General features: G+C 63.9%; 23 protein-coding genes. All 23 read left to right on the top strand.

The genetic code is table 11. The annotated features are described in order from the left end of the window. The first annotated feature begins 519 nt into the window (after window positions 1-519). The 23 genes from CXY83_RS17225 to CXY83_RS17110 all read left to right on the top strand — a co-directional run bounded on the left by CXY83_RS17225 (window position 520) and on the right by CXY83_RS17110 (window position 24329). On the top strand, window positions 520-2241 hold the full coding sequence (locus CXY83_RS17225) for a GspE/PulE family protein (RefSeq protein WP_104198486.1): 1722 nt from the start codon (window positions 520-522) through the stop codon (window positions 2239-2241). Window positions 2242-2289: 48 nt separating this feature from the next. After that, window positions 2290-3579 carry a type IV pilus twitching motility protein PilT gene (locus CXY83_RS17220; RefSeq protein WP_304466257.1) on the top strand — a complete coding sequence of 430 codons (1290 nt, stop codon included), beginning with the start codon at window positions 2290-2292 and terminating at the stop codon, window positions 3577-3579. After that, entirely contained in the window at window positions 3580-4809 is a 1230-nt protein-coding gene (locus CXY83_RS17215) for a type II secretion system F family protein (protein ID WP_104198485.1), read from the top strand. Between the two features lie 153 nt (window positions 4810-4962). Beyond that, the gene (locus CXY83_RS17210) at window positions 4963-5415 is read left to right on the top strand and encodes a prepilin-type N-terminal cleavage/methylation domain-containing protein (RefSeq protein WP_104198484.1); all 453 of its coding nucleotides are present in this window, start codon (window positions 4963-4965) and stop codon (window positions 5413-5415) included. A 103-nt stretch (window positions 5416-5518) separates the two neighbouring features. Next, the gene (locus CXY83_RS17205) at window positions 5519-5917 is read left to right on the top strand and encodes a hypothetical protein (protein ID WP_146069969.1); all 399 of its coding nucleotides are present in this window, start codon (window positions 5519-5521) and stop codon (window positions 5915-5917) included. An 8-nt stretch (window positions 5918-5925) separates the two neighbouring features. Then, on the top strand, window positions 5926-6600 hold the full coding sequence (locus CXY83_RS17200; protein ID WP_104198482.1) for a hypothetical protein: 675 nt from the start codon (window positions 5926-5928) through the stop codon (window positions 6598-6600). After that, the gene (locus tag CXY83_RS17195) at window positions 6591-8243 is read left to right on the top strand and encodes a hypothetical protein (RefSeq protein WP_146069968.1); all 1653 of its coding nucleotides are present in this window, start codon (window positions 6591-6593) and stop codon (window positions 8241-8243) included. Before CXY83_RS17200 ends, CXY83_RS17195 begins: the two co-directional genes overlap by 10 nt. Next, window positions 8236-9078: an A24 family peptidase gene (locus CXY83_RS17190; protein ID WP_104198480.1), complete on the top strand. Its 843-nt coding sequence runs from the start codon at window positions 8236-8238 to the stop codon at window positions 9076-9078. The genes CXY83_RS17195 and CXY83_RS17190 overlap by 8 nt, the downstream gene beginning before the upstream one ends. A 71-nt stretch (window positions 9079-9149) precedes the next feature. Next, a complete protein-coding gene (pilM, locus tag CXY83_RS17185; protein WP_104198479.1) occupies window positions 9150-10202 on the top strand; it encodes a type IV pilus assembly protein PilM in 1053 nt (350 codons plus the stop codon). After that, window positions 10199-10858 (top strand): hypothetical protein, encoded by a 660-nt coding sequence (locus CXY83_RS17180; protein ID WP_104198478.1) that lies wholly within the window; start codon window positions 10199-10201, stop codon window positions 10856-10858. The genes pilM (CXY83_RS17185) and CXY83_RS17180 overlap by 4 nt, the downstream gene beginning before the upstream one ends. Before the next feature lie 4 nt (window positions 10859-10862). Then, complete coding sequence (locus CXY83_RS17175) at window positions 10863-11531, top strand: hypothetical protein (protein ID WP_104198477.1); 669 nt, start codon at window positions 10863-10865, stop codon at window positions 11529-11531. A gap of 219 nt (window positions 11532-11750) precedes the next feature. Next, window positions 11751-13160, top strand: coding sequence for a type IV pilus twitching motility protein PilT (locus CXY83_RS17170; RefSeq protein ID WP_304466256.1), 1410 nt, complete (start codon window positions 11751-11753; stop codon window positions 13158-13160). After that, complete coding sequence (locus CXY83_RS17165; protein WP_104198476.1) at window positions 13160-14389, top strand: type II secretion system F family protein; 1230 nt, start codon at window positions 13160-13162, stop codon at window positions 14387-14389. Before CXY83_RS17170 ends, CXY83_RS17165 begins: the two co-directional genes overlap by 1 nt. A gap of 261 nt (window positions 14390-14650) precedes the next feature. Further along, on the top strand, window positions 14651-15109 hold the full coding sequence (locus tag CXY83_RS18680) for a prepilin-type N-terminal cleavage/methylation domain-containing protein (protein ID WP_104198475.1): 459 nt from the start codon (window positions 14651-14653) through the stop codon (window positions 15107-15109). Window positions 15110-15250: 141 nt separating this feature from the next. Next, on the top strand, window positions 15251-16651 hold the full coding sequence (locus CXY83_RS17155; RefSeq protein WP_104198474.1) for a prepilin-type N-terminal cleavage/methylation domain-containing protein: 1401 nt from the start codon (window positions 15251-15253) through the stop codon (window positions 16649-16651). After that, the gene (locus CXY83_RS17150) at window positions 16651-17325 is read left to right on the top strand and encodes a prepilin-type N-terminal cleavage/methylation domain-containing protein (RefSeq protein ID WP_104198473.1); all 675 of its coding nucleotides are present in this window, start codon (window positions 16651-16653) and stop codon (window positions 17323-17325) included. Before CXY83_RS17155 ends, CXY83_RS17150 begins: the two co-directional genes overlap by 1 nt. Continuing rightward, entirely contained in the window at window positions 17322-19103 is a 1782-nt protein-coding gene (locus CXY83_RS17145; RefSeq protein WP_233201033.1) for a hypothetical protein, read from the top strand. Before CXY83_RS17150 ends, CXY83_RS17145 begins: the two co-directional genes overlap by 4 nt. Window positions 19104-19140: 37 nt before the next feature. Next, window positions 19141-20256, top strand: coding sequence for a type IV pilus assembly protein PilM (pilM, locus tag CXY83_RS17140; RefSeq protein WP_104198471.1), 1116 nt, complete (start codon window positions 19141-19143; stop codon window positions 20254-20256). Next, complete coding sequence (locus CXY83_RS17135; protein ID WP_104198470.1) at window positions 20253-20921, top strand: hypothetical protein; 669 nt, start codon at window positions 20253-20255, stop codon at window positions 20919-20921. Before pilM (CXY83_RS17140) ends, CXY83_RS17135 begins: the two co-directional genes overlap by 4 nt. A 2-nt stretch (window positions 20922-20923) precedes the next feature. Beyond that, window positions 20924-21598: a hypothetical protein gene (locus CXY83_RS17735; protein ID WP_158251918.1), complete on the top strand. Its 675-nt coding sequence runs from the start codon at window positions 20924-20926 to the stop codon at window positions 21596-21598. A gap of 87 nt (window positions 21599-21685) precedes the next feature. Further along, window positions 21686-22858 carry a hypothetical protein gene (locus CXY83_RS17120; RefSeq protein WP_104198467.1) on the top strand — a complete coding sequence of 391 codons (1173 nt, stop codon included), beginning with the start codon at window positions 21686-21688 and terminating at the stop codon, window positions 22856-22858. 137 nt (window positions 22859-22995) lie between these two features. Beyond that, window positions 22996-23487 (top strand): hypothetical protein, encoded by a 492-nt coding sequence (locus CXY83_RS17115; protein WP_104198466.1) that lies wholly within the window; start codon window positions 22996-22998, stop codon window positions 23485-23487. Between the two features lie 62 nt (window positions 23488-23549). Further along, the gene (locus CXY83_RS17110) at window positions 23550-24329 is read left to right on the top strand and encodes a spermidine/putrescine ABC transporter substrate-binding protein (protein WP_104198465.1); all 780 of its coding nucleotides are present in this window, start codon (window positions 23550-23552) and stop codon (window positions 24327-24329) included. Window positions 24330-24579 lie beyond the last annotated feature (250 nt).

Below are 24579 nucleotides of genomic sequence, written 5' to 3'. Positions count from 1 at the left end.
TTCGCTGTCATCGAGCTGCCCAAACTGCACCCCATCAAACGCCAAAGCCAGAATCGCACCGGCCTTTGCAACGGCCGCAACTCGAGAACCCTCAGGTTCCGGCACGGAGCCGGATGCAGTGGGCGGGGCGGTGAGGGTCATGGCGTCAGTGCCTCCTTCACCCACAATTATAGCCCGAATCGACCACTAAGGCGAGTAAATCTCAGCATAAAAGTGATGTCAAATCAGAAGTTTCTTCTCATCAACGAGCGCGGAGAAATGGTTGTTTTGGAAGCAACGATTGACCCGCTCTCGCGAGATACACCGCAACCGGGGTGGACGAACGATCTCTCACGGGATTCATCATGGGCAAAGTTACCCCTGAACTGGGTCCGCTATAGGGGGCGGTACCACCGGTGGGAACGGGTTCAGCCGTCGCCCACCGCGATAACGTAAGGAGTCAGTGTCGTGCCGCGACTGCGGTGTGCCTCCACGGGGGCACATTGAGCTGACTGAGAACTCCGGGGGAGCCGCGCATACGTGACCAGCCTGACCGAAATTTTAATCGTGCACGGTTTGCTCCCAACCGAGCGGCTCGACACCGTGCGGTTGAACGACCGCGCTGACGAAGCTATGGTGCGCAACCTGGTCGAGGTGGGCACGATCACCGAGCTGCAGTTCGCCAAGGCGCGTGCCGAGCAGAAAAACCTGCCGTTTGTCGAGCTGCTGGACTATCCCGTTGACCGTCTGGCCGTTGCCAAAGTGCCCGCCGCCGTCTGCCGCCGCGCCAACGTGCTCCCCATCGGCTTCGAAGACGGTCGTCTCGTAGTGGCCATGGTCAACCCCGGCGACGTGTTCGCCGTGGACGACGTGCGCGAGGCTGCCCGCATGCGGGTCAGCCCGGTCGTCGTCGAGCCGTCCGATCTGCAAGCGGCCATCGCCCGCTACCATCGTGCCGACAACGAGCTGATCGACCTCAGCACCACCCTCACGGCCGACAATGAGGAGCCCGACGACACGACGACACCTGCCGAAACGGATGACGCAGCACCGATCGTGCGTTTCGTCAACCTGCTGGTCAGTCAGGCGATTCAGGACAAAGCGTCGGATATTCACATTGAACCCGGCGAGAACGACGTGCGCGTACGCTACCGCATCGACGGCGTGCTGCACGAGATGCAGAAGGCGCCGTCAACCATCGCCGGCGGCGTCACCTCGCGCATCAAGATCATGAGCGACCTCGATATCGCCGAGCGCCGCAAACCTCAGGATGGCCGCATGTCCGTGCACCACAACGGTCGTACGGTCGACCTGCGGGTGGCCATTCTGCCCACGGTCTGGGGTGAGAAGGTCGTCCTGCGAATTCTTGACAACGCGACCTCGTCGATGAGTATGGAGGGCCTCAACCTGCTCACCGATAACTTCAACGAGTACGCGATGGCGTACACCAAGCCCTACGGCATGATTCTGGTCACCGGGCCGACCGGTTCGGGCAAGTCGACCACCCTCTACACGACACTGCACGCTATCAACCGGCCGGAGATCAATGTGATCACCGTCGAGGACCCGGTCGAGTACCGCATGCACGGGGTCAACCAGGTGCAGGTGAACCGCAAGGCGGGCCTCACCTTCGCCGTGGCGCTGCGTTCCATTCTGCGTGCAGACCCCGACGTCGTGCTACTCGGTGAGATTCGAGACCAGGAGACCGCAAAGATCGCCATTGAGGCCTCGCTCACCGGTCACCTCGTGCTGTCGACCCTGCACACCAATGACGCGCCAAGCGCCATGACCCGGTTGATCGAGATGGGTATCGAGCCGTTTCTGGTGGGGTCGGCACTGGACTGCGTTGTGGCGCAGCGGCTGGCCCGGCGCCTGTGCGACCGTTGCAAGGTACCCGATGATCGCACCGACCTGGCCTCTTTGGGCTTTGTGGTCAATCCGACGGTGGGTTACGTCTCGAACCGTTCTATGGTCATGCCCGAGATCGGTCCGGCCATCGATCCCACCACAACAGGCACCATCATCTATAAGCCCGCCGGGTGCGCCAGCTGCTCGCAGACAGGCTACCGCGGACGACTCGGCATTCACGAGGTCATGACGGTGTCCGAAGAAATCGAGCGGCTCACCGTGGCACGCGCCTCGAGCGCGCAGATCGCAGCCGCGGCACGCAAGCAGGGAATGATCACCATGCGTGAAGACGGCTGGGCCAAGGTCGCCCTCGGGCTGACCTCGATCGACGAGGTGCTCCGTGTGGTTTCCTAGCGTCTGGGATGGCGCGGTTGGTCACCGACGGACCGCGCAGGTACCTCAGTGAGGTCGCCCGACTTCGGTTATGCCGTGCAGGAATCCGATGACATCCAATACGGGGAGCCGGCCGCTGCCGCGCCCGTCTCTACCGTTGATATCCGTGCCAGGAGGCTTATGCGGTCCGAATCATCGGCTCAAGTCAGCACAGCGATGCCCGATCCCGATCTGCTCACGGCACTGCGGCTCGTGTTGAACGAGGGAGCGAGCGACTTGCATATTTCTGGCGGTGCACCGCCAAGCATGCGCGTTGACGGTTTTCTGAGGCCGATTCCCGGGTGGGATCGTTGGTCGCCCGAGAAGGTCGCCTCCGCTCTGAGGAGCATTCTCTCGCCCGGGCAGCGGGAGGAATTCGATCGGGAACTCGAGCTCGACTTCGCCCACACGGTGGGGTACACCCGCTTTCGGGTCAACTTCTACCAGCAGCGCAACACGGTCGGTGGCGCCTTTCGTCTCATTCCGAATGAGATCAAATCGTTGGCCGATCTGGGCATTCCGGAATCTGTGGCACGGTTTGCACACCTCCCGCGAGGCCTCGTGCTGGTCACCGGTCCCACCGGCTCCGGCAAGACCACGACCCTGGCCGCAATGGTTGACCTGGTGAATCGCACCCGAGACGACCACATCGTGACGGTGGAGGACCCGATCGAGTTCATTCACGAGGGCAAGAAAGCGATGATCAGCCAGCGTGAGGTCGGGCAGGATACGCACAGCTTCGCATCCGCTCTGAAGCACGTGCTGCGCCAGGACCCCAACGTTATATTGATCGGCGAGCTGCGTGACCTCGAGACGATCTCGGTCGCTTTAACCGCCGCTGAGACCGGCCACCTCGTTTTATCCACCCTGCATACTCAGGATGCCGCCCAGACCATCGACCGCATGATCGACGTTTTTCCGCCGCACCAGCAGGCGCAAGTGCGCGCGCAGTTAGCGGCGACCCTGCGCGGGGTGGTCTGCCAGACGCTCGTGCGCAAGATCGGCGGCGGACGCGTGGTCGCGACTGAAATTCTGGTGACCACTGCAGCCATCGCAAACCTCGTGAGAGAAGGCAAGACGCACCAGATAGCTTCGGCGCTGCAGTCGGGGCGATCGCTTGGCATGCACACCATGGACCAGCACCTGGCCGAACTCGTCGACGCCGGCCAGATCACCCGTGAGGCCGCCGAGGAGAAGGCAATGGACGTCGAGGTGCTCAGGCAGCTCGTGCACCGGGTTGATCCGACAGATGTTTCGGTGGGCCGCCTGAGCGCTGGCGAAATTGACTTCAACGATTCGTTTTCGCCCGGGAGGCGTTAGATGTCCATCGAAACCTCTTTCAGCTACACCAGTCGGGACTCCCGCGACCGCGTGGTCAAAGGCCGTCTGGATGCGGCGTCGGAGCGGGCAGCGCTTTCCCAATTGCGCGCCATGGGACTCTCGCCCATTACAATCGCTCCGGCCCGCGAGCTCACGAGGCTTCACGCAGATCTGAGCATTCCGGGGTTTCAGAAGCCCATCGGCCTGACCGACCTCGCAGTGATGAGCCGTCAGATGGCGACCATGACCCAGGCCGGGCTGTCGCTTTTGCGCACACTGAATATTCTCTCGGGGCAGACCGAGAATAAGCAGCTCGCCCAGGTGCTCGCAGTCATTCGCGGCGACGTCGAGACCGGCGTGTCCCTCTCAGAGGCCTTCGATAAGCATGACGTGGTGTTTCCGCCGATTATGATCAACCTGGTGCGCGCGGGGGAGATCGGGGGTTTTCTCGAAGACGCCCTCAACTCCATCGCCGACAACTTCGAGTCCGAGGTGAAACTGCGCGACACGATCAAAAGCGCGCTCGCCTACCCGGTGATCGTGTTGGTCATGGCGCTTCTCGCCGTGGTGGGGATGCTCATCTTTATCGTTCCCGTTTTCGAGAAGATGTTCCAGGGTCTCGGCGGCGATCTGCCCCCGGCCACTCAAGTGCTCGTCGTGCTCTCCAACGGCATGATCTGGGTGGCCCCGGTACTACTCATTGCCGTCATTGTTTTCTCGGTGTGGTGGCGCAAGAACAAGCACAGCCTGGCCGTGCGCCGCGTGGTCGACCCGTTCAAGCTCAAGCTGCCCGTGTTCGGCCTACTGCTCACCAAGCTGGCCATTGCACGGTTCAGCCGCAACTTCGCGACCATGATCGGCGCCGGCGTGCCAATACTGCACTCGCTCAAGATCGTCGGCGAGACCTCGGGTAACTACGTCATCGAGTCTGCCCTCGGCAAGGTGCAGGAATCGGTGAGCCAGGGCCGCTCCATCGCAACACCGCTCGCCCTCGAGCCGATTTTTCCGGCCATGGTCACGCAGATGATCGCCGTGGGAGAGGATGCCGGTGCGCTCGAGCAGATGCTCACCAAGATCGCCGATTTCTACGACCAGGAAGTGCAGTCGACCACTGAGCAGCTCACCGCACTCATCGAGCCACTCATGATTGCCGTCATTGGCGTGATTATCGGGGGCATGGTCGTGGCTCTCTACCTGCCCATGTTCAGCGTTTTCGACTACGTCAAATAGCCGCCAGGAGTCACAACCCCCGTTTAGGCTGCACTCCCACTGGGGGTAGTCCGACCGCCGAAAAAACAGCGGTACACCGTGGTGGCCAACTTAGGCTTGAAAACGGGCAAGCCACTGCATTGCTACCTGCTGAACAACGCAAAGGACACACATATGAACCGCTTCTTCACAACAGCCCTGGTCAATAAGCGCACGGCCCTCGGCGAGAAGGAGAAGGGCTTCACGCTCATCGAGCTTCTCGTGGTGGTACTTATTCTCGGCGTTCTCGCCGCGATCGCCATCCCGATCTACCTGGGCCAGCAGGACAAGGCCAAGGACAGCGCTGTGGAGGCGGCTATCACCAACGCGAAGACGGCCGTTGTCGCGGAACTGGTTGAAGGAACCGAGCTCTCCACCCTCGACACCGATTTTCCGAGTCGCCTCACCGCGTACACCGCGAGTGATGAAATTTCAGTCGCCATGGAGGTAACTTCTTCGACGAGTTTCATCATTACCGGTAGCTGGGGTGAGGAGATTGGCTCCGATCACGTGCACTACATCACCGAAAAGGGCGCTGCGGTAGAAGGTCCGGTGCCTGCCGCCGCGTCGTCCGACGCTGTGGGGTAGCACTGCCCACCGTCTTTTCACCGGTGGGGCGTCCCAGACGCCCCACCGGTGGTCGAAAATCGCCCGTAGTGAAAGGGAACTAGTGCGAGTCGGACACCGCTCCGTGACTAATTCGCGACCCGGCGAGGCAGGCTTTGGCATGATCGAGATCGTCGTGTCGATGCTGCTGCTCTCCCTGCTCGCCATCGCCTTTCTGCCGATGCTCGTCACGTCGTTGCGAGTCTCGGTCTCCAATGCCACCCTCGCCTCGGCCACCCAGCTCGTCGCCACCCAGATGGAGAACATCCGTTCCATCGGCACAACCTGCGCGCCGCTCCGCTCGCATGCTGCCACGCCGCCAGCCGCCTTCGACCCCGACGGCCGTGCCCTGCAGCCCAGCTTCGATCCGATCACCTGCCCGATCACCTACCCGGCTACAGTGCCGGTGCGCGTCTTCGTGACTGAGGTATCAACCAGTGAAATTCTGGCCGAAGCGACGACGAGCATTTTCGTGAACGGCTAGGCCTGGGCATGGTTGCGAGAGCACGTCACCACCAGCACGATGTCGCGTCGGGCACCGGGGCGAACCAGCGGCGACAGCGCGGTGAAGGCGGTTACAGCCTCATTGAACTGCTCATCTATTCGAGCCTGCTCGTGATCATTCTGACCATCGTGGGCGGCATGCTGCTCAACACCCTGACGTCTAAAGCCAAGGTACTGGGGAGCGCAGACGCAAATGCCGTCAGTCAGCTGATCTCCACGTCGGTACACTCCGGTGTGCGCAATGCCACGGCGCTTCAGGTCGCCGATAGCGCGAATCCCGATATCGATGACCAGCTCTTTGTGATCACAGCCGTGAGCAGCGATCCGAAAGCCCTGGCGACCGAGCGGGTCTGCCAAGCCTGGTTCTACACCGAGTCCAACGGCGGCGCCATGTTCTACCGGCGTGCAGCGGCTCCGCAAACCTTCGTTGCCCCCACGCCGGACGCCCTCGCCAATGACATGAGCGGATGGACCCTGCTGGGTACCGGCTTGTCTGCAGCCTTCGCCCAACCCGTCTTCAACCCTGATGTCACTCCCGACCGCCGGGCCGTCACCGTCAACTTCACAATCAACGCCGGTGGTGACAGCAGCCCGGCGCTGATGTCGACCAAAGTCACGAGCCGCCAGGGCGCGGCACCCCCCACGGAGCCCACATGTTTCTAGTTCGCAAGACCTTCCTTCTCCTGGCTGGCGAGAGGGGAAGCAGCATGCTCGCCGTGATCGGGCTCATGGCCGTGGCGGCAGTGGCCACCGTCGCCATTGCTGGTTCCACCATGAACTCTCTCGGTGTGAGCAGCGCGACCCGCGCCGGAGTGCAGGCGCAATCGGCGGCGGAAGCGGGCATCGACGATGCCCTTCTCAAGTTGACCAACAACACCTGCACGGTGGCGAACTGGAGCACCAGCAGCCCGGCTGCGGCGGTGTTGGTCTCCTACTCCACCAGTGCCACCTCTGACAACTGGATCAGCGCGTGCCCATCACGGGCAGCGGTTCGGGTCAAAATTCTGGCGACCGGCGAAGCTGTCGATGTCGGTGTCGGGGGCAATACCACGGGCGACGCGCGCACGGTCGAAGCGATCTACGCCTACGTGCCGGCTGACACCGACACTGCCGGCGCAGGCTCCGCCCTCTACTCCCACAATTTCGGAACCTTCGCAGGCTCAAGCCAGTTGAACTCCGTCGACGGGTCTGAGCCTGTGGTGCAGGTGCGCCACGACAACGTTTCCTGTGACAGCACCCACAGGGCTGATACCAGCATTCTCAACGCCGATCTGGTGATCGCGGACGGAGGGCTCGCAGTCGGGGCAACCTGCACGATCGTCGGCGACGTCTGGGCCACCGAACCTGTCGCCCTGCACGATTTAGCCCAGGTGCGCGGCAATGTCGTGGCGCCGAGCACAGAGTCCATCGACGACACCATCATCCACGGCAGTATCTGGACCACGGGGGCGACGGTGCTGGAATCTTCTGCGTGGATCAAGGGTTCGGTCACGACCGGTTCGCTGAGCATGATCAACAGCGCAAAAATCGACCACGACGCCTGGTCTGCCGGCGAGACGACCATCGGCCACAGCACGAACGTGATCACCGGTCACCTGACGACTCAGTCCCTCGCCAACAGCGGGCCCGGCGTCATCACCGGCGGCACGACAGTGGTTGCGGTCGGTCCCGGAGCGGGTTCAGCACCGGCTCCGGCACCATTTGTGCCCGACTGGGTCGATGTCGACTATGACCTGACCGATTGGCCCGGGTTTCAGGTGGCGACGATGAACAGTGGCTGTAGGCTCGCAGACATACAAACAGTCGCAAACTTATTCACGGGTCCGGGAATCATCGATGCCCGCGAGTGCCCTCAGGGCGTTTTCCTGAAGGAGAATAACGTGACCCTGAGCCTGCCACAGGACCTGGCGATTTTTGCGGATCGATTCGAAATCGGCCTCGACGCGCAGATCGATGCGTCGGGAGCCACGCCTCGCAAATTATGGCTGATCTCGCCCGATGAGACGGCTGACGGATCGCCCACGTGCCGGAATCCCAGCGACTATTCGGACATTACACATGTCTTCATCATGCAGGCTCCCGTGACGGCCATGCTCTACACGCCGTGCTCGATCGACCTCGGTTTTTCGGCGCAGTGGCGCGGCCAGCTCTACGGTGGCACCGTCGGCATGGACGGCACAGCGACGCTGCACTACGCACCAGTGGGTATCCCCGGAGTCGACCTGTCCACGGGAATAACACCGGGCGCGGGCGAATCGATCGCACACCTCGGCGCACGCGTTTCGATTCGAGACCTGAATGGATAGCACTATCGCGGGGGTATTCGGCATCCTGGGAGCCCTCATCGGCTCTTTTTTGAACGTGGTGATCTACCGCATACCGGCCGGCCGCTCCATCGTCTCCCCGCCGAGTTCGTGCAGCAGCTGCGGCGCGCGCATTCGGCCGTACGACAACATTCCGGTTGTGAGCTGGCTCGTGCTGCGCGGTAAATGTCGCGACTGCCAGGCGCCGATTTCGCCCCGTTACCCGATGGTGGAACTCGGCACCGGGGTCGTCTTCGCGATCGTCGCCCTCTGGGTGTTCTCGACCGCTGATTTTGGCTGGGCGGGTGTCACTACCAACGACAACACCCTCGCGATTCAGCTCATCGCGCTCGTGGCGTTCCTCTACCTGGCGGCGATCAGCGTTGCCCTGGCCATGATCGACCTCGACACTCATACCCTGCCGAACAAGATTCTGCTGCCGGCCTATCCGGTCGCCGCCGTGTTACTCACCGCTGCCGCCCTCGTGGCCGGTGAACCGGGTCGGGTGCTGACCGCCCTCATTGGGGCGGCGGCATTGTTCGGTCTTTACCTGGCCCTGGCGCTGATCAGTCCCGGCGGCATGGGGCTCGGTGACGTCAAACTTGCCGGGCTGCTCGGCTTATACCTCGGCTATCTGGGGTGGGGACCCCTGATCGTGGGGGCATTCGGCGCCTTTCTGCTCGGCGGCGTGTTCGGGCTTATTCTGCTCGCCACCCACAAGGCCAAGCGCCGCAGTGGCATCCCGTTCGGCCCGTGGATGCTCCTGGCTGCCTGGCTTGGCGTTTTTTTCGGTGACCAGATAGCGATCGGCTACCTCACGCTGTACGGCCTCGCGTAAGTGGCAATTGTCACCGCCAGGCCCACTCCTCGACCACCGCTTACACATCAAATTCTCACTGGGGGAAACAAATGACTACTCGTGTGGTCGGACTCGACATCGGCACTACCGCCGTGCGCGCCGTAGAGATGCGGGATGCCGAAACGGATCATCCCGTGCTCGTGCGCTGCTATGAGGAGCCGCTGCCCTTTGGCGCGGTCAGTCGCGGTGAGGTACTCGAACCGGCTGTCGTCGCCGCGGCGCTGAAACGGATGTGGTCGAGCGGCGGTTTCACGACCAAGGACGTCGTGCTCGGTATGGGCTACCATCGCATGGTCGTGCGCAACCTGACGGTGCCCAAGATGTCGCTGCGCCGCATTCGGGAGTCGCTGCCATTCCAAGTGCAGGACCTGCTGTCGTTTCCCACCGCGGAGGCATTGCTCGACTTCTACCCCATTGCCGAGGTCGACAGCGAGGGCGAGTCTGGCCCGCAAATTTCCGGGCTGCTGATCGCAGCCATGAAAGGAGTCGTGCAGTCGCATATCAAGGCCGCCAGGCTGGCTGGACTGCACACCGTCACCGTTGACATCATGTCATTCGCTCGCAGTCGTGCCATCAACCGTGCGGTGACCGCCCCCGAGGTGATCGTGCAGATTGATATCGGTGGCGGTTCGTCGAGCGTACTGATCTCTTCGAATGCCGTGCCGCAGTTCGTGCGGGTGATTCCCTCCGGCGGCAATGAGTTCACCAAGGCGCTGCGCGTGCGCCTCGGCCTTGGTGAAGAGGCGGCGGAGTTGCTCAAGACGCGGCTGGGCTTACTGGATGAGGTTGCACCAGAAGATGAAATAGCCGCCACCATCATTCGGGAGATCACCTCGGAACTGCTGGAAAGCCTGCGCAATACCATTGCCTACTTCACGAACAGTCGTCCGGAGCTACCTATCGGCCGCATCGTGCTCATGGGCGGGGGCGCTCGGCTCGAAGGGTTCGGTGCCGCGCTCAGCGAGCTGACCCGTTTTCCGGTGGTTCCGGCGCAACCGTACGGCGCACTCGAGCTCGGTCCCGATGTCAGCCAGGAATATCTCGAAAACTCCCAGTGCACGTTCGTAGCTGCGCTCGGCCTCGCTCTCGGGAGTAAAGCATGAAACGCACAACGGATGGCCACGAGCTGATCCTCGGCGGGGAGCCACGCGCAGACCTGCTGCCCCCCGAACTCAAGGCCGCCCGCCAGGGCCGGCTGCTCCGCCGAATCATGTCGATCGTTGCGGCCGGCATCGTGCTGGTCGTTATTGCCGCCGTCGCAGCCGTGTCCCTCGAGGCGGGGCGGGCACAGTCCCGGCTCGACGCATCCGAGGTCCGCACCACTGAATTGCTGTTGGAATCTGCAAAATATTCGGAGGTACGCAATGTGCAGAATCAAATCGACCTGACAACGGCGGCGCGGCAGCTGGCTGCTGCCACCGAGGTCGATTGGCGTGCTTACCTGGTGGCCGTACGCGCCAGTCTGCCCTCTGATGTCACCATCCAGGCGATTACCGTCGGATCCGGCACGCCGTGGGCGGAATACGAGCAGAGCAGCGTTCCCCTGTACAACCCGCGTGTCGCCAGCCTGACGCTGAGCCTCACCAGTCCGACCTTGCCCGCTGTTCCCATGTGGTTGACGAACCTGCGCACGCTTCCCGGCTACGCGGACGCCCACCCCGGTTCGGTGACCCGCACGGAAACCGGCCAGTACGTCGTCGAACTGGTCATCAATATCAATAAAGATGCGCGATCAAATCGCATCGCTGGGGGACAGTGACGCCATGACGCGCAACAGACTATTCGGTGCCGTGCTGATCTTGATCATCGGCACGGCGGTGGTTCTCGGCGGGATGCTGGGGATCGCGCCAAAATTGGAAGAGATTCAGGCCACAACGGCGCAACGTGAGGTCATACTGGCGAAATATGCAGAGCACGAGGCCGATTTGATCGTTCTGAAACAGGACTTTGCTGGAATCGCGGAACTTCGCACCTACCTCGCCACCCTGCAGAGCGGGGTACCGCTAGATGCCGGCATTCCCGACTTTCTCGATGAGCTGGAAGTCATTGCCCGCCAGAACAGCGTGACACTGGATTCGCTGGTTATCAGCGATGCCGTTGCCTTTCAGCCCGCCGTGGAACCGGCAGTCGACAGCGGTGCTGTGGCGGCGTCAGGCGCGGGAGCGGATTCCGCAGCCGTCGCATCCGCTGTTCCCGCCACATCGTCGGCACTCATCCCGGAAAACTATCTGGCGATAACCGTTGCACTGACGATCGCCGGTGCCCACAGTAATCTCTTCGACTTCGTGGCCGGCCTTCAGCACGGCCAGCGCAGCATCGCGATTTCCTCGGTGGCGACCGATACCGGTGCGGGAGAGATCGTGAACGATATGACCGTTCTCGGCACGATCTACGTTCTGCTGGATCCAGATGGTGTGGCGCTCGAGCACTAAGGGGCACACCCCCAGATCGCGGGCTACCGCCGCGAAACGAGCTGCAATAACGTTGCGCGTGGCGTAGACCTCCCGCGAGCAAGACTTACCCTGACTCCATTCTCGCGAGGCCTGCAACGACCGTTCGTCGCACCCTGGGCGAGTGGTCGCGTACCCGAACGGCCGTGCCTGTTCGCGGCAATCAGTACCCGACACGCTTGCTCCGAGAAGGAATCGCTCATGGACGACCCGAAAACCTCCCTGTCGCCAAACGACACCCGCATGCCCGGCGAGCTCGCGGGGTTCACCCCGGTATCGGCTAGCGCCGCAGTGAGCGCCACCCATCACGATGAAATTCGTGTGCTGCCCACCAATCGTCGGCGCACGCGCGTGGCACCCCGTAGCGGTCCCGGCGACTGGATTCCGCGCGGTGTCGATCCGGCGGTAGATGTGCTCGGCGTACCCGACGTCGACCTGATCGACGCCCTCCATGAGGTGGTGCTGCGGCAGGCGTCCGACCTGCACGTCTCTGTCGCCGCTCCGCCGTGCATTCGCCGCGACGGCGATCTCGGCCCGGTCGGCGCCGGCCCAGCCTGGTCGAGCCTGAAAGCAGACCGGGCCATCCGCAGCATTCTCACCCGGGCCCAGCAGGTCATCTTCGATCGAGACCATGAACTCGATTTCGCCTACACGCTGGAGGATGTCGCGGTCACCGGTGTGTCCAGTCGATTTCGGGTCAACGTGCACCAGCAGCGCGGCGCCGTTGGTGCGGTCTTTCGGCTCATTCCGCACGAGATCAAAGGCCTCAAAGCCCTGGGAATCCCGCAATCGGTGTCGGCATTCGCCGGGCTGCCTCGCGGGCTGGTGCTCGTAGCCGGGCCAACCGGCTCGGGAAAATCCACGACGCTGGCAGCCCTCGTCGACCTCGTGAACAGCACCAGGGCCGACCATATCGTCACCGTCGAAGACCCGATCGAGTTTTTGCACGCCCACAAGAAGTCCCTGGTGACCCAACGCGAGGTGGGACAGGACACGGCGAGTTTCGCATCCGCTTTGAAGCACGTGCTGCGGCAGGACCCCGACGTGATTCTCATTGGTGAACTGCGCGATCTCGAGACGATCCAGGTAGCGCTGACCGCCGCCGAGACCGGTCACCTCGTGTTCGCGACGCTGCACACGCAGAGCGCGGCGCAAACCATCGACCGGATCATCGACGTCTTTCCGCCGCACCAGCAAAACCAGGTGCGGGCGCAGCTGGCCCAGACCCTGCAGGGCGTGGTCTGCCAGACCCTCGTGAAGTGGGCGAACGGGGCCGGCCGGGTTGCGGCGACGGAGGTTCTCGTCACCGCTCCGGCCATCGCCAACCTCATTCGCGAGGGCAAAACGCACCAGATCGAGTCGATGATGCAGACCGGTCGGGAGCGCGGCATGCACACCATGGACCAGCACCTCGCCGAACTGGTCAACACGGGACAGATCACCCGCGCGGCCGCGCTGGCCAAGGCCCACGATATTGCCGGACTGGAACTGCTCATTCACCGCACCGAACCGGTGGCCGGGGCCTTTACCTTCGCTGCGGTCGGCGCCGGGTACGACTCCGGCCACGACGACGCCGACAACAACGTCGGGTTCGCCCGCGCGGTGAATTGATGTCGACCACACTGGTTTTCAGTTACACCGGTCGCGACACGAGGGGCAGGAACGTCAAGGGACGAGTCGATGCGCAGAACTCGGGTCAGGTGGCCGCGCGACTGAACTCGCAGGGCATCGCTCCGATCTCGATCGTGGAGTCTCCGCCCGCCACCGGTATGGCGCGCTCCATTGCGCTGCCGGGCTTCTCGCGCGGGGTGCGCCTGAAGGATCTCGCCATTCTGAGTCGGCAGTTCGCGACCATGATCTCGGCCGGGCTGTCGCTGCTGCGGGCTCTGTGCATTCTCACCGAGCAGACCGAGAGCAAACCGCTCGTGGCGGTGCTCGCACTGGTGCGGGACGACGTCGAGGCCGGGCAGCCGATCTCGGAGTCGCTCGCGAAGCATCCGCTGGCCTTCCCTCCCATCATGATCAGCATGGTGCGGGCCGGCGAGACCGGCGGTTTTCTCGACCAGGCCTTGAACTCGATCGCCGCGAACTTCGAGACGGAGGTCAAGCTGCGCGACACCATCAAGTCGGCCATGACCTACCCGGTGATCGTGCTCTCCATGTCGGTCGCCGCGGTGATGATCATGCTGATCTTCATTGTGCCTATCTTTCAGGATATGTTCGCCGGGCTTGGCGGCGCGTTGCCGCTGCCCACTCAGCTGCTCGTCACCGTGTCCGGATCGATGATCTACGTCGTGCCGATCGCTCTCGTTGCCGGTATCGCGTTCGCCGTGTGGTGGCGCCGCAACAAACACACCGACCGGGTGCGGCGGGTACTCGACCCCCTGCGGCTGAGAGTGCCGGTGTTCGGCCCACTTCAGAAGAAGATCTCCGTGGCGCGGTTCAGCCGCAACTTCGCCAACATGCTCGGCGCCGGCGTGCCTATTCTGCATGCCCTCGCGATCGTGGGGGAGACCAGCGGCAACTGGGCCATTGAGAACGCCCTCACCCAGGTGGCCGAGGGCGTGCGCCGCGGACAGTCGGTCTCGGAACTGCTGCAGGAGCATCCGATCTTTCCGGCCATGGTCACCCAGATGATCGCAGTGGGAGAGGATGCCGGCACGCTCGAGCTGATGCTCGACAAAATCGCCGACTTCTACGATCAGGAGGTGCACACTGCTACTGAGCAGCTCACCGCCGTGATTGAGCCGCTGCTGATCGCCTTTCTCGGTGTCGTCATTGGTGGCATGGTCATCGCCCTCTACCTGCCCATCTTCAGCATCGCCAGCATGATCAAGTAGCACTGGCTGTCCGAATACCCTCGCTCGACGGGGGCGTTTGGCGTGCCTGCCCGCCAGCGACTCGACTCCCCGTTCGAGTGCCGTTCCTAGTGGGGGTGGGTAAAACCCAAATCACCCGCGAACGTGGGTCGTGGGCGAGAAAATCTCACCCGTAATCTGAAGCTCCGATCGCACCCTCGATCGGAAGAAACACCGCACGGCATTACGAGTTCTTACCCAACTCGCGTCACACCACCCACTTCCAACCCGAATGGACTCACCATGATTACTCGCCTGCTTGCTTCCCTCAACCTGCGCCGCGCACGCTTCACCGAGAACCAGAGAGGGTTCACGCTGATCGAGCTGCTCGTCGTCGTGATCATCATCGGAATTCTCGCCGCCATCGCCATTCCGGTCTACCTGGGCGTGCAGAACAACGCCAAGGACGCGAGCGTGAAGAGCGACCTGGCCAACGCCAAGACCGCGATTATTTCGTTGCAGACGCAGAACGGCGTGTTGCCGGCAACCGCCGCCAACCCGATGGCGACGACCGTCACTGGCATTACGGCCGCCGGGTTCACCCAGGGTACGAACTCGAGCTCGATCAGCTTCGTGAACCTCTCGCCGTCGACCTTCTGCATCGGCGCTACCAGCGTGACCACCGCCAAGTACTACGTGACCGACGTCCTCGGAGTCACCAACAACGCTGTCACCGCTGCACCCACGAACTGCACCTGGTAGTGCGGCAGCGGATGCTCCGGCTGACCACTGCATCCGCTCGGCACTAACGCTATACCGGCGTGAGTCGGGGCAGGCCTTCGGGCCGCCCCGGCCGCGCGGTTCTGTTTCACCCCACACCGTGAATCCCGCGAAGGAGGCCCCGTGCATGCACTGTTACGTCGTCTAGGTCACTCCGATGTACGAGCAAACTCCGAAGCCGGCATCAGCCTCATCGAAGTTCTCGTGGCCATGATGATCTTTGCCATCATCGCTGTCGGTGCGGGTTACGGCATCGTCACATCGCTCTACCTCAGCAATGACGCCCGGTCCCGCGAAGTCGCCACCAACCTGGCCGCCCAGGAGATCGACCTGGCCCGGTCGGCCGGCGACGTATTCAGCGTGCTCGACCGCGACAGCACGGTCGTGCAGAACGGCACCACCTTCTCCGTGCACCGCGCCACAGCCTGGGAGACGTCCACCGGCGCCGATGGTAACTGTGGTTCCGGAGGTGGCCAGCTGCGCTACCGCCACATCAACGTCACTGTCGGCTGGGACAGCATGCGAGCTTCGACCCCGCCCGTGCGCGCCGATAGCGCGCTCGCCCCCGGCAGTCGCATCAACGATCCCGCCCTCGGCACCATCCTCGTGTCGGTGCTCACCGCCGGCGGCGGTGGCGCCGCCGGGGTGTCCATCTCGGCCGTGCCGAACGCGGTACCCAACGGCGCCCAAACCCTGTCCGTCGCTCCGGCCGCAACGGATGCCCAGGGCTGCAGCTACCTGCTCAAGGTCAAGCCCGGCACCTACGACGTCAGCGCTTCCCGCCCCAACTACGTGGACAAGAACCAGGCGACCACCCCGGTGAAGACGGTGGGCGTCGCGGCCGGAACCGCGGCATCCGTTTCGTTCGCCTATGACCTCGCCGGAACGCTCACGGCCCACTACGCCACCAACGTCAGCACCGGAACGACGCTGTTGCCAAGCGACCTGCACACCACCTGGCGCAGCAACTATGCCGCCTACACGCCACTGAATGCCAGCGTCGCGACCACCCAGACCTTTCGGCTGCACCCGTTCGCCTCCGGCTATCAGGTATTCGCCGGCACCTATGTAGCGCCCACTTCGATCATTCCCGCCACGCCGGCAACGCAGGGTTGTGTCTCGGTCGATCCGGCAGCCTGGACCACTCCGGCCGCGGACGGCGCGATCGGCACGGCTGCGGTTTCGGTAGCGACCTTACCCGGCGGTGCGGCGAGCGTGAATGTACCGCTCGGTGTCTTCACCATCACTGGCCTGGCCGGGCAGTACCTCCGGGCCGTGTCCCAGCCCGAGGGGGCAGCGCCCGGTGACCCCGGCTGTGCGCTTGGCACCACTTACACCTTCGGGCCACTTCCGGTCGGGGCTACGGCGCAGCTCGGTCTGCCGTTTGGCTCGTTCGCGCTGTTCTCCGGAGTGACGAGCGGCACACAAATCGTTCCGGTCGTCGCCGCGAGCGTGACAGTGCAAACCCGGGGGAGTGCGGGCGCCGTTCTCACACTCGATCCGCGCCGGGTGGTGACCCCGTGATGCGCTGGCGCACAATTCAGACCGATCAGACCGGCCTGTCTCTCGTGGAACTGCTCGTGTCGATGGTGTTGCTCAGCGTGACTCTGGTCATGATCTCGGGACTCTACGTGAGCGCGACCCGGGCGCTCGGCTCGGCGTCGGCGCTGGGCACCAATACCCGTGAAGCTTCCAACGGCATGAATGCGATGGCGCGGTCGATTCGCGCTGCCACGGCAAACCCCATCGCGAGCCCCGCCCTCGCCGACCCCGCCATCTCCGAGGCGAGAAATGAATCACTGACCCTGTATGCCTACGTCAACCTCGGTTTGTCCACCCAGCAGCCGGTGAAAATTCGCCTCGCGGTCGACGCTCAGCGACGCCTGGTCGAGACGCGCTGGGCGTCGATCCCGCACCCCGGTGGCCTCTTCACCTTTGCGACCACCGCGCTGTCCACCCGCATCCTGGCCCAGACCGTGGCACCGTCCGGCAGTGGTCTGCCGCTGTTCAGCTTTGCCGACTCGGCGGGCGTTGTTCTGCCGGTAGATGCGGCGCCGACCCCGGTGCAGCTGCGCAGCATCGTCACGGTCACGGTCACCCTCACGGTCCAGTCCAGCACGGCGGATGCCCGCAGCGCGGTCACCCTGAGCAATACGGTCGGTATGCCCAACGTGCGCCTCGCCGTGGGGGGACCATGATGGGTGGCGTCGTTCGTCGCGGCTGGCTGTGGCGCACCGGGAGTCTGGCGGCGTCGCCAGAACGCGGAGCAGCCCTTCTCGTCGTGATCGGCATCGGCCTCGTGCTGCTCACCTTGGTCGCGACGGCCATGACCTTCTCGGTCAGCGGCAGCCTCAAAGCCACCGGCGACCAGCACTGGAACGGCGCAATGGCCGCTGCCTACGCCGGGGTCGACGAATACGAGAGCCGGCTCGCCAACGACAACACGTATTACCGATTCGGCAACCCCACTGCGGCGTTCAGTTCCAGCAGTACGCTTACCGCGCCCGCCGTGGCCAATCCAGCCTTTGGAATCGGCGCAACCGGCAGCTGGGCGAGTGTCGCCGGCGGCGACGGCACCGCGTCGTTTCGCTACGAGGTCGATAACTCGGCCTACTCCTCGTCGGGGGTGCTGCGCATCCGCTCGACGGGGCGGGTCGGAACCAAAACCCGCAGCGTCGTCGCCAACCTCAAACAAGCAGGCTTCATCGACTTTCTGTACTTCACCATGTACGAGATTCAGGATCCGGTTCAAAGTGGCGCGACCAACCCTGCCTGCGCCGACACCTACGCCTGGGCGGGGCGGCCGGCGCCAACCGGTGGCTCGACCGTGTGCAGCGACGTCGCGTTCGGTGGTGGCGACGTGCTGAACGGCCCGGTTCATTCCAATGACACCATCCGAGTGTGCCAAGCGACGTTCAATGGAAAAGTCAGCACGGGCAATCCCGGGGGGAACTACCTGCGCCGGACCTCCTCCGGCTCGAGCTGCACCGGGCAGGTGTTCAACGCCGGCCTGCCAACCAACAGCCCCGTCATCGCGATGCCCGCCACGAACGCGTCGTTGCGGAGTGAGACCCGCACCGACGCCGGCATCGCCGAACCCGGCTGCCTCTACACCGGGCCCACCAGTATCGTGATGAACTCAAACGGCACCATGACCATTCGCTCACCGTGGAGCAAAGCTACCCGGGTCGTCGGCGAACCGGCTTCATCGGGCAGCATGCCCGCGGCCTGCGGAGTGCCCGGCACCGCAACCGGCGCACTCGGATCTACCGGCGGCGCCACCGTACCGGTATTGAACGCCAACCTGTTGTTCGTGCAAAGCGTTCCGCTGCTGCCGGCCGACCCCAATTTCACGAGCGATACCGCCTGGCCGAGCGGCCAGAGCGCCGCGACCTGCGCGGCCGGCAACGGCATCGGCTTTCCCCGGTCGAACGAGAACGTGGCCTCCATTCCTACCTCGTACGGCTGCCGCCACGGTGACGCCTTCATCAAGGGCACGCTAGCCGGCACCATGACCGTCGCCACCGACAATTTTCTTTATGTCACCGGTGACATCATTTATGCCGATTCCGCAGTCGATGTGCTCGGTTTGGTCGCGCAAAACGCCCTGTGGATCTGGAACCCGATCTGTGTCGGCAGCTGCCCGGCCGGCGCCGGCGCGATGCTGCCCGATAACCGCCGCATCGACGCGGCCATGCTGTCGCTCGACCACACCGTGCAGGTGCAGAACAACGATCGCGGCGGCAACCAGGGCGTGCTCACCGTCAACGGATCGCTTGCCCAGAAATACCGCGGCATCGTGCGGGTGGCCAATAGCAGCGGCGTCCACGGTTACAGCAAGAACTACACCTACGATCCGCGCTTTCGCTACATCGCACCCCCCAAATATCTTTCTCCGGTAGCCGCGACCTACAGCGTGAACCTACTGGTGGAAGTCAGTACGGCGTTCACCGCCGCAGGAGCGTTGATTCCATGAGCATCATTTACGACCTCTATATAAAGGAGCACCGCGCGTGTCCTCAAACATCGTAGGAATAGACATCGGTACGGCGCACCTGCGTGCCGTCGAGGTGCGCAACCCCGGCAAATCTCGGCCCATAGTGCTGCGCTATCACGAGGTTCCGCTGCCCGTCGGCGCCGTCGTCGGCGGCGAGGTGCTCGAGCCGCATACCGTCGCAGCGGCGCTCAAAACCATGTGGTCGAATGGGGGGTTTCACACCCGCCAGGTCGTGCTCGGCATGGGAAATCAGCGGGTGCTCGCTCGCAACCTGAGCGTGCCCAAGATGTCGCTCGCGCGCATCCGCCAGTCGCTTTCATTCGAGGTGCAGGACCTTCTGCCAGTACCCGTCGCTGACGCCCTGCTCGACTTCTATCCCATCTCGGAATCCACCACAGAGCACGGCCCCACCGTGAACGGGCTGCTCATTGCGGCGGTCAAGGCAGCGGTCGTCGCCAACGTGTCCGCGGTTCGGCTGGCCGGCCTCACCACGATCGACGTCGACCTGATTCCGTTCGCAATCAGCCGCCTGCTGGTCACCCGCCCTGGCATCGACGGCGTCGTCGCGGTGATCGACTTCGGCGCCTCGACCACGAGCGTGGTCGTCACCCGGCAGGGTGTACCGCAGTTCGTGCGCATCATCCCGACCGGCGGCGACGACGTCACCCAGGCCCTCGCTACCGGCTTGACAACGGATGTCGGCACCGCCGACCTCCTCAAACGTCGCGTCGGCCTACTGGCCCGTGCTGCAGCCGATACCCGACCGGGGTCCTCCCACGGCGCGGTGCCGTTCGACGGGGTCATCGCTGGCGGATCAGGCCCGATCGACGCGGTCGGCGCCGATATCATCGCGGAGGTCATGAACGATCAGCTCGGCAGTGTGCTCAACACCCTCAACTATTACGCGAACACTCGACCCAGCGATCCGGTGACCGCGATCGTGCTCAGCGGTGGGGGAGCCCAGATGCCGGGGCTGCCGGGGGCCGTGTCGAGACTGACCCGCCTGGGGGTATCCACGGGAGAACCGTTGTCGACGGTGGCGCTGGCATCCGCTATCGATGCGGAAGCGCTGCGCCAAAGCGGTGCCGCCTACACCGTGGCGCTCGGACTCGCGCTCGGGCGTGCAGCATGAAGCGCGCAGCTAAAGATGACGTGCTGGTCATCGGCGGCGACCATCGGCTGAACCTGCTCCCGCCCGAGGTGCGGGCTGAACGTCGCGGCCAGCAGCAACGACGGCGCCTGACCGTCGGAGTCATCGGGGTAGCAGCGGTCGTCGCGCTGCTTGTCGGGGCGGCGAGCGCTCTTTCGTATACGGCCCAGGTGAATCTGGCCAGCGAGCAGGACCGTACCGCAGCCCTGCTGACCGATCAGGGTCAATATTTTGCCGTGCGTGCACTGCAGAATCAGGTCACGCTCACCGAGGCGGCGCAGAGGGTTGGAGCCTCCACCGAGATCGACTGGAAGACCTACCTTGATGCCGTGCAGAACACCCTGCCGCGCAGCGTGGCGATCACCACCGTGCAGGTTGACTCGGCCACACCGCTGGTCGCCTATACCCAGGCGACCGCTCCGTTGCAGGGCTCACGAGTCGCGACGGTATCGTTCACCGCCACGAGCACCGTACTGCCGGACATCCCGGCCTGGCTCAGCGCCCTCGGCACCCTCGACGGGTTCGCCGACGCCTTGCCCGGATCGGTCACCCTCGAGCAAACCACGGGCATCTACACGGTCACCATCACCATGCACATCAACGACTCCGCGTTCGTGCGTCGTTTCGACCCGACCGAAAAGAATTAGCTATGGACAGCAACAAACTCTGGCTCATCGGCTCCGTTCTGGTGACGAGCGTTATCGTCGTTCTCGGCGTCGTGCTGGGGATTCAGCCGCAGCTGGCGAGCATGAATTCCGCGAACGCGAGCCGCACCGTCGTGCAGGTGACGAATGCCGAACACGTCGCGCTGCTCGCGCGCCTCAAGCATGACTTCAAGAACCTCAACGTGCTTACCGCGACCGCAGAGGCGCTCGCCGAATCGGTACCGAGCGGCTCGGCCATGCCGGCTTTGGTTGACCAGCTCGACGCCCAGGCCCTGGCCACCGGCCTCACCCTGACCGGGATGACGGTGACCGAGGCGGTAGCGTACGCGCCGGTCGCGCCGGTCGCGCCGGTCGCGCCGGTGGCACCGGTGGTGACCGAAGCTCCAGCAATCGTTCCGGCCGCTACTACGGCCACCAGTGCCACTGAGATCAACAACACCAACTTCGCCGCCTTCCCACTGCAGGTCACTGTCACCGGCAGCTATGACCAGGTGCTCGATTTCGTCTCGCGTCTGCAATCCGGGAGTCGGTTATTTCTCGTCGACGGCCTGAACACCGCCGCGGCGCCCGAACTTCCGGGCACGGTGAACGCGACGATATCGGGACTGGTGTATTCGCTTGTGACGCCGGTGGCTCCCGTGGTGGCAACGGCGGGATAATACGGCCGCCGCGCCGAGTCTCCGTGGCATTTGCCGTGCCCTTGGTACAGTGGGAGTCAATCACGGCGAAGGCCCCGAGGAGTCAGCATGAGCGACAATACGCCAACCGACGGCAAGAAGAACCCGGAAACGGATGCTGCCGTAGCGCCTGATCTGACCGTGTCAGAGCAGGTTCCCACCGACCAGGACGGTGCCCCCGAGCACGCCGCGGTGGTGGTCGAAGCGGAGTCGGCCTCGGCGAAATCTTCGGTTGAGCAGGAACCCGAGCAGGAACCCATCGTCATCGACTATGACGCCATCAACGCCAACCTGAGTGCGGCCGAGCGGTCCGACGCGGTATCCGCTTCGGCCGCAGCCCGCAACCTGGCACCCATGTCGACGGCCACTCCGGTTGCATCGACAGATGCCGCCGCACCGAGCCTCACCGACGACTACGCCGACTCCTATACGCCCGCTGCAACGGTTCCCGTCACTGGTGCCGCCGGTGCCGCTGGTGACTCCGAGCCGACGTCGCCGGTTGTGCCGGTCGCGCTCGTCGTGGGAACCGTCGCCGCGGAGTCCCCGAGCGACGCCACCCCGATCGACGCCACCCCGATCGACTACACCCCGATCGACTACACCGTGGTCGATGCTCCGCTTGACGCGCCGGTCGCGGTCGCGCCGTCGTACACGCCCCCGGCCCAGTCGCCGATCTACGTGCAGGCGCCGACCAAGCCGAAAAACCGCAGCAACCGTGGCGGCGGCATTCTGATCGCCCTTCTCGCTACCGTCGTGTTCGCCATTTTGTACGCCGTCGCGGCATTCATCATTATCGGGATGACCAGCACGACCATGGCCGTGACGTTGAGCAGCTTCCTGCTCTTCGCCTCCTTGCCGATCTCGTATGTGCCGGTTTTGTTCTTCTTCCTCGCTTTCACCGGGCTGATCTCCCTGGTCAATCGGGGCGGCTGGTGGGCCTATGTGCTCTTCGGCTTTGTCGTTGCCGTGATCGTGTACTTCTCGTTCATCGGTGCCGCGCTCCTCGGCCTCATGCTCGACGGCACGTCCGATGGGCTCAGCCAGGCCGACGTCAGCCGCTTCGTTGCGTCGCTGTGGCTGAACCCCTACGCCATCGCTGCCGCGATCATTGCCCGCGAGGTGCCAATCTGGGCCGGAGCGTGGATCGCCCGCCGCGGACGCCGCGTCACCGCCAGGAACCTCGAGGCCCGCACCGAATACGAGCGCCTCCTCGCCGACGGCCCGCACGTCACCCGTCCCTAATCCGAGGCCCGCGCCCCCTCTTGTGGACGGGGCCCGGGCCCGGAACTCGGGCCCATGATCTAACCTGGGCCCGCGGATGGGGCCCAGGCCCCGCCCCCGGGCGGCACGTTTCACCCAGACGGGCCTACGCTGGAGCCATGCGGGAATACCGAAAGTACGCAATCACCATGGCGGCCTTTTCGGCCGCGCTCTACGCTGCGTTCATCGTGGCAGCGTTCGGCGTACTGAGCCTGCTGCTCAATCGCGATGTCATCAACGAAGCGGATGCCGGTGCCCTCCTCGGCCCCATCATGGTCACCACCGCGGTCCTGGCTCTGGTCTGGGTCATCCTCCGTGCCGTGTTGCGGTCCCCAGAGCGACTGACGCAAATTCCCCCACTGCCGATCTTCGTCTCAGGCGTCGCGGCCTATCTCGGCTACTGCATCTCCGGGGGAGTCGTCTACAGCCTCGGCGCCGGCGAACTTTTTCGCTCGGTCACCTTCATCGGCGCAGAGATGACGAGCCCGTTCGCCATCGCCATCGCCGTGAGCGGATGGCTCATCGCCTTTCTGTTCTTTCTCGTACTCCTCGCCAAGCCTGCAGGGTCCGGCGCCCCCGAGTGGCCCTGGGAGAAAAACGACAATAACTAGCCCGCGACGACGGTGCAATGTTGGCATCTCGCGCATGAAGCGTTACGGGTACCCTATTCAGTATGGATAGGTCCATCGAGTCGCGTGTCAACCACGAGGTTGAGAACTGGCTACGTTGGATCACCCAGTGGCGCCCCGCGACACACCGCGGCCGGGCGCGACTGTGCCGTCAGTGCTTCGGATCGCCGATCATCGCTTCCGCCGGACTCGCGGTCGACGTACCCCACGTCGTGCAGCACGCCCTGTCGATGCGGATGAAGATCGTGATCGACGCTTCCGTCGACGAATACACCGAACTCAACCTGCCCCGGCTCGCGCACGAGCTCAACCTGAGTGAGCGCCGCGAATCGGCCCAGGCATACCGGCCCGCCGAGGGCCTGGACCCGGAATTTCGCGGCCTGGACCTCGACCCGCAACCGGCAGCGGATGCCCCCTATCTCTTCACCTTCAGCGAGCTCGCCGACCAGCAGCTCCCTGCCGGGCAAACACCGCCCCCACCTGTCGCCGAATCCGACAGCGCCGAATCCGACAGCGCCGAATCCGACAGCGCCGAATCCGACAGCGCCGAGCACGAGCACGAGCACGAGCACGAGCACAGTGCCCCCGCGCCGTCCGACCCCCTCCCGCCGCTCAGCCCCGCAGAAAAACAAGCACTCAAAGCGGAGATGCAGCTTGCCGACGAGTTCGCGACCCGGGTAGGCCTGCGGGTCTGCGCCCAACTCACCCAGCAGAGGCCCCGTCTGCTCACCGCGATCGCGCAATTCGTCGAACCCCAGGTGCAGGCTCTGCTCGTCGACCTCGGGAGCACGCTTGATTCCCCGCTTTGGCCGCGCAATCCCTAGCCGAGCTGTGGCATCCGCTTCCTCAACGACCGGGCCCACCTTATGAACACGGGCCCAGTTTATAAACTGGGCCCGTGGACGGGGCCCGGGCCCCGTCCACATAAGCGATACGAAAATGGGCGCCAGGCGGGATCGAGACGGGGCGCAACCCATTTGACCGGCGTGGCTGCGTCGGGCTAGAATTGTAGGGTGTGCGCTTGTCGTGCGCCTGAATTATGCCCTCGCGATGTTCGCATCGAGGAAGCACCAG

The sequence above is a fragment of the Cryobacterium sp. M15 genome (assembly GCF_002929675.1).
Classification (GTDB): domain Bacteria; phylum Actinomycetota; class Actinomycetes; order Actinomycetales; family Microbacteriaceae; genus Cryobacterium; species Cryobacterium lyxosi.
The sequence above is the reverse complement of the archived record's forward strand: the minus strand, read 5'-3'. Positions and strand labels throughout refer to the sequence as shown.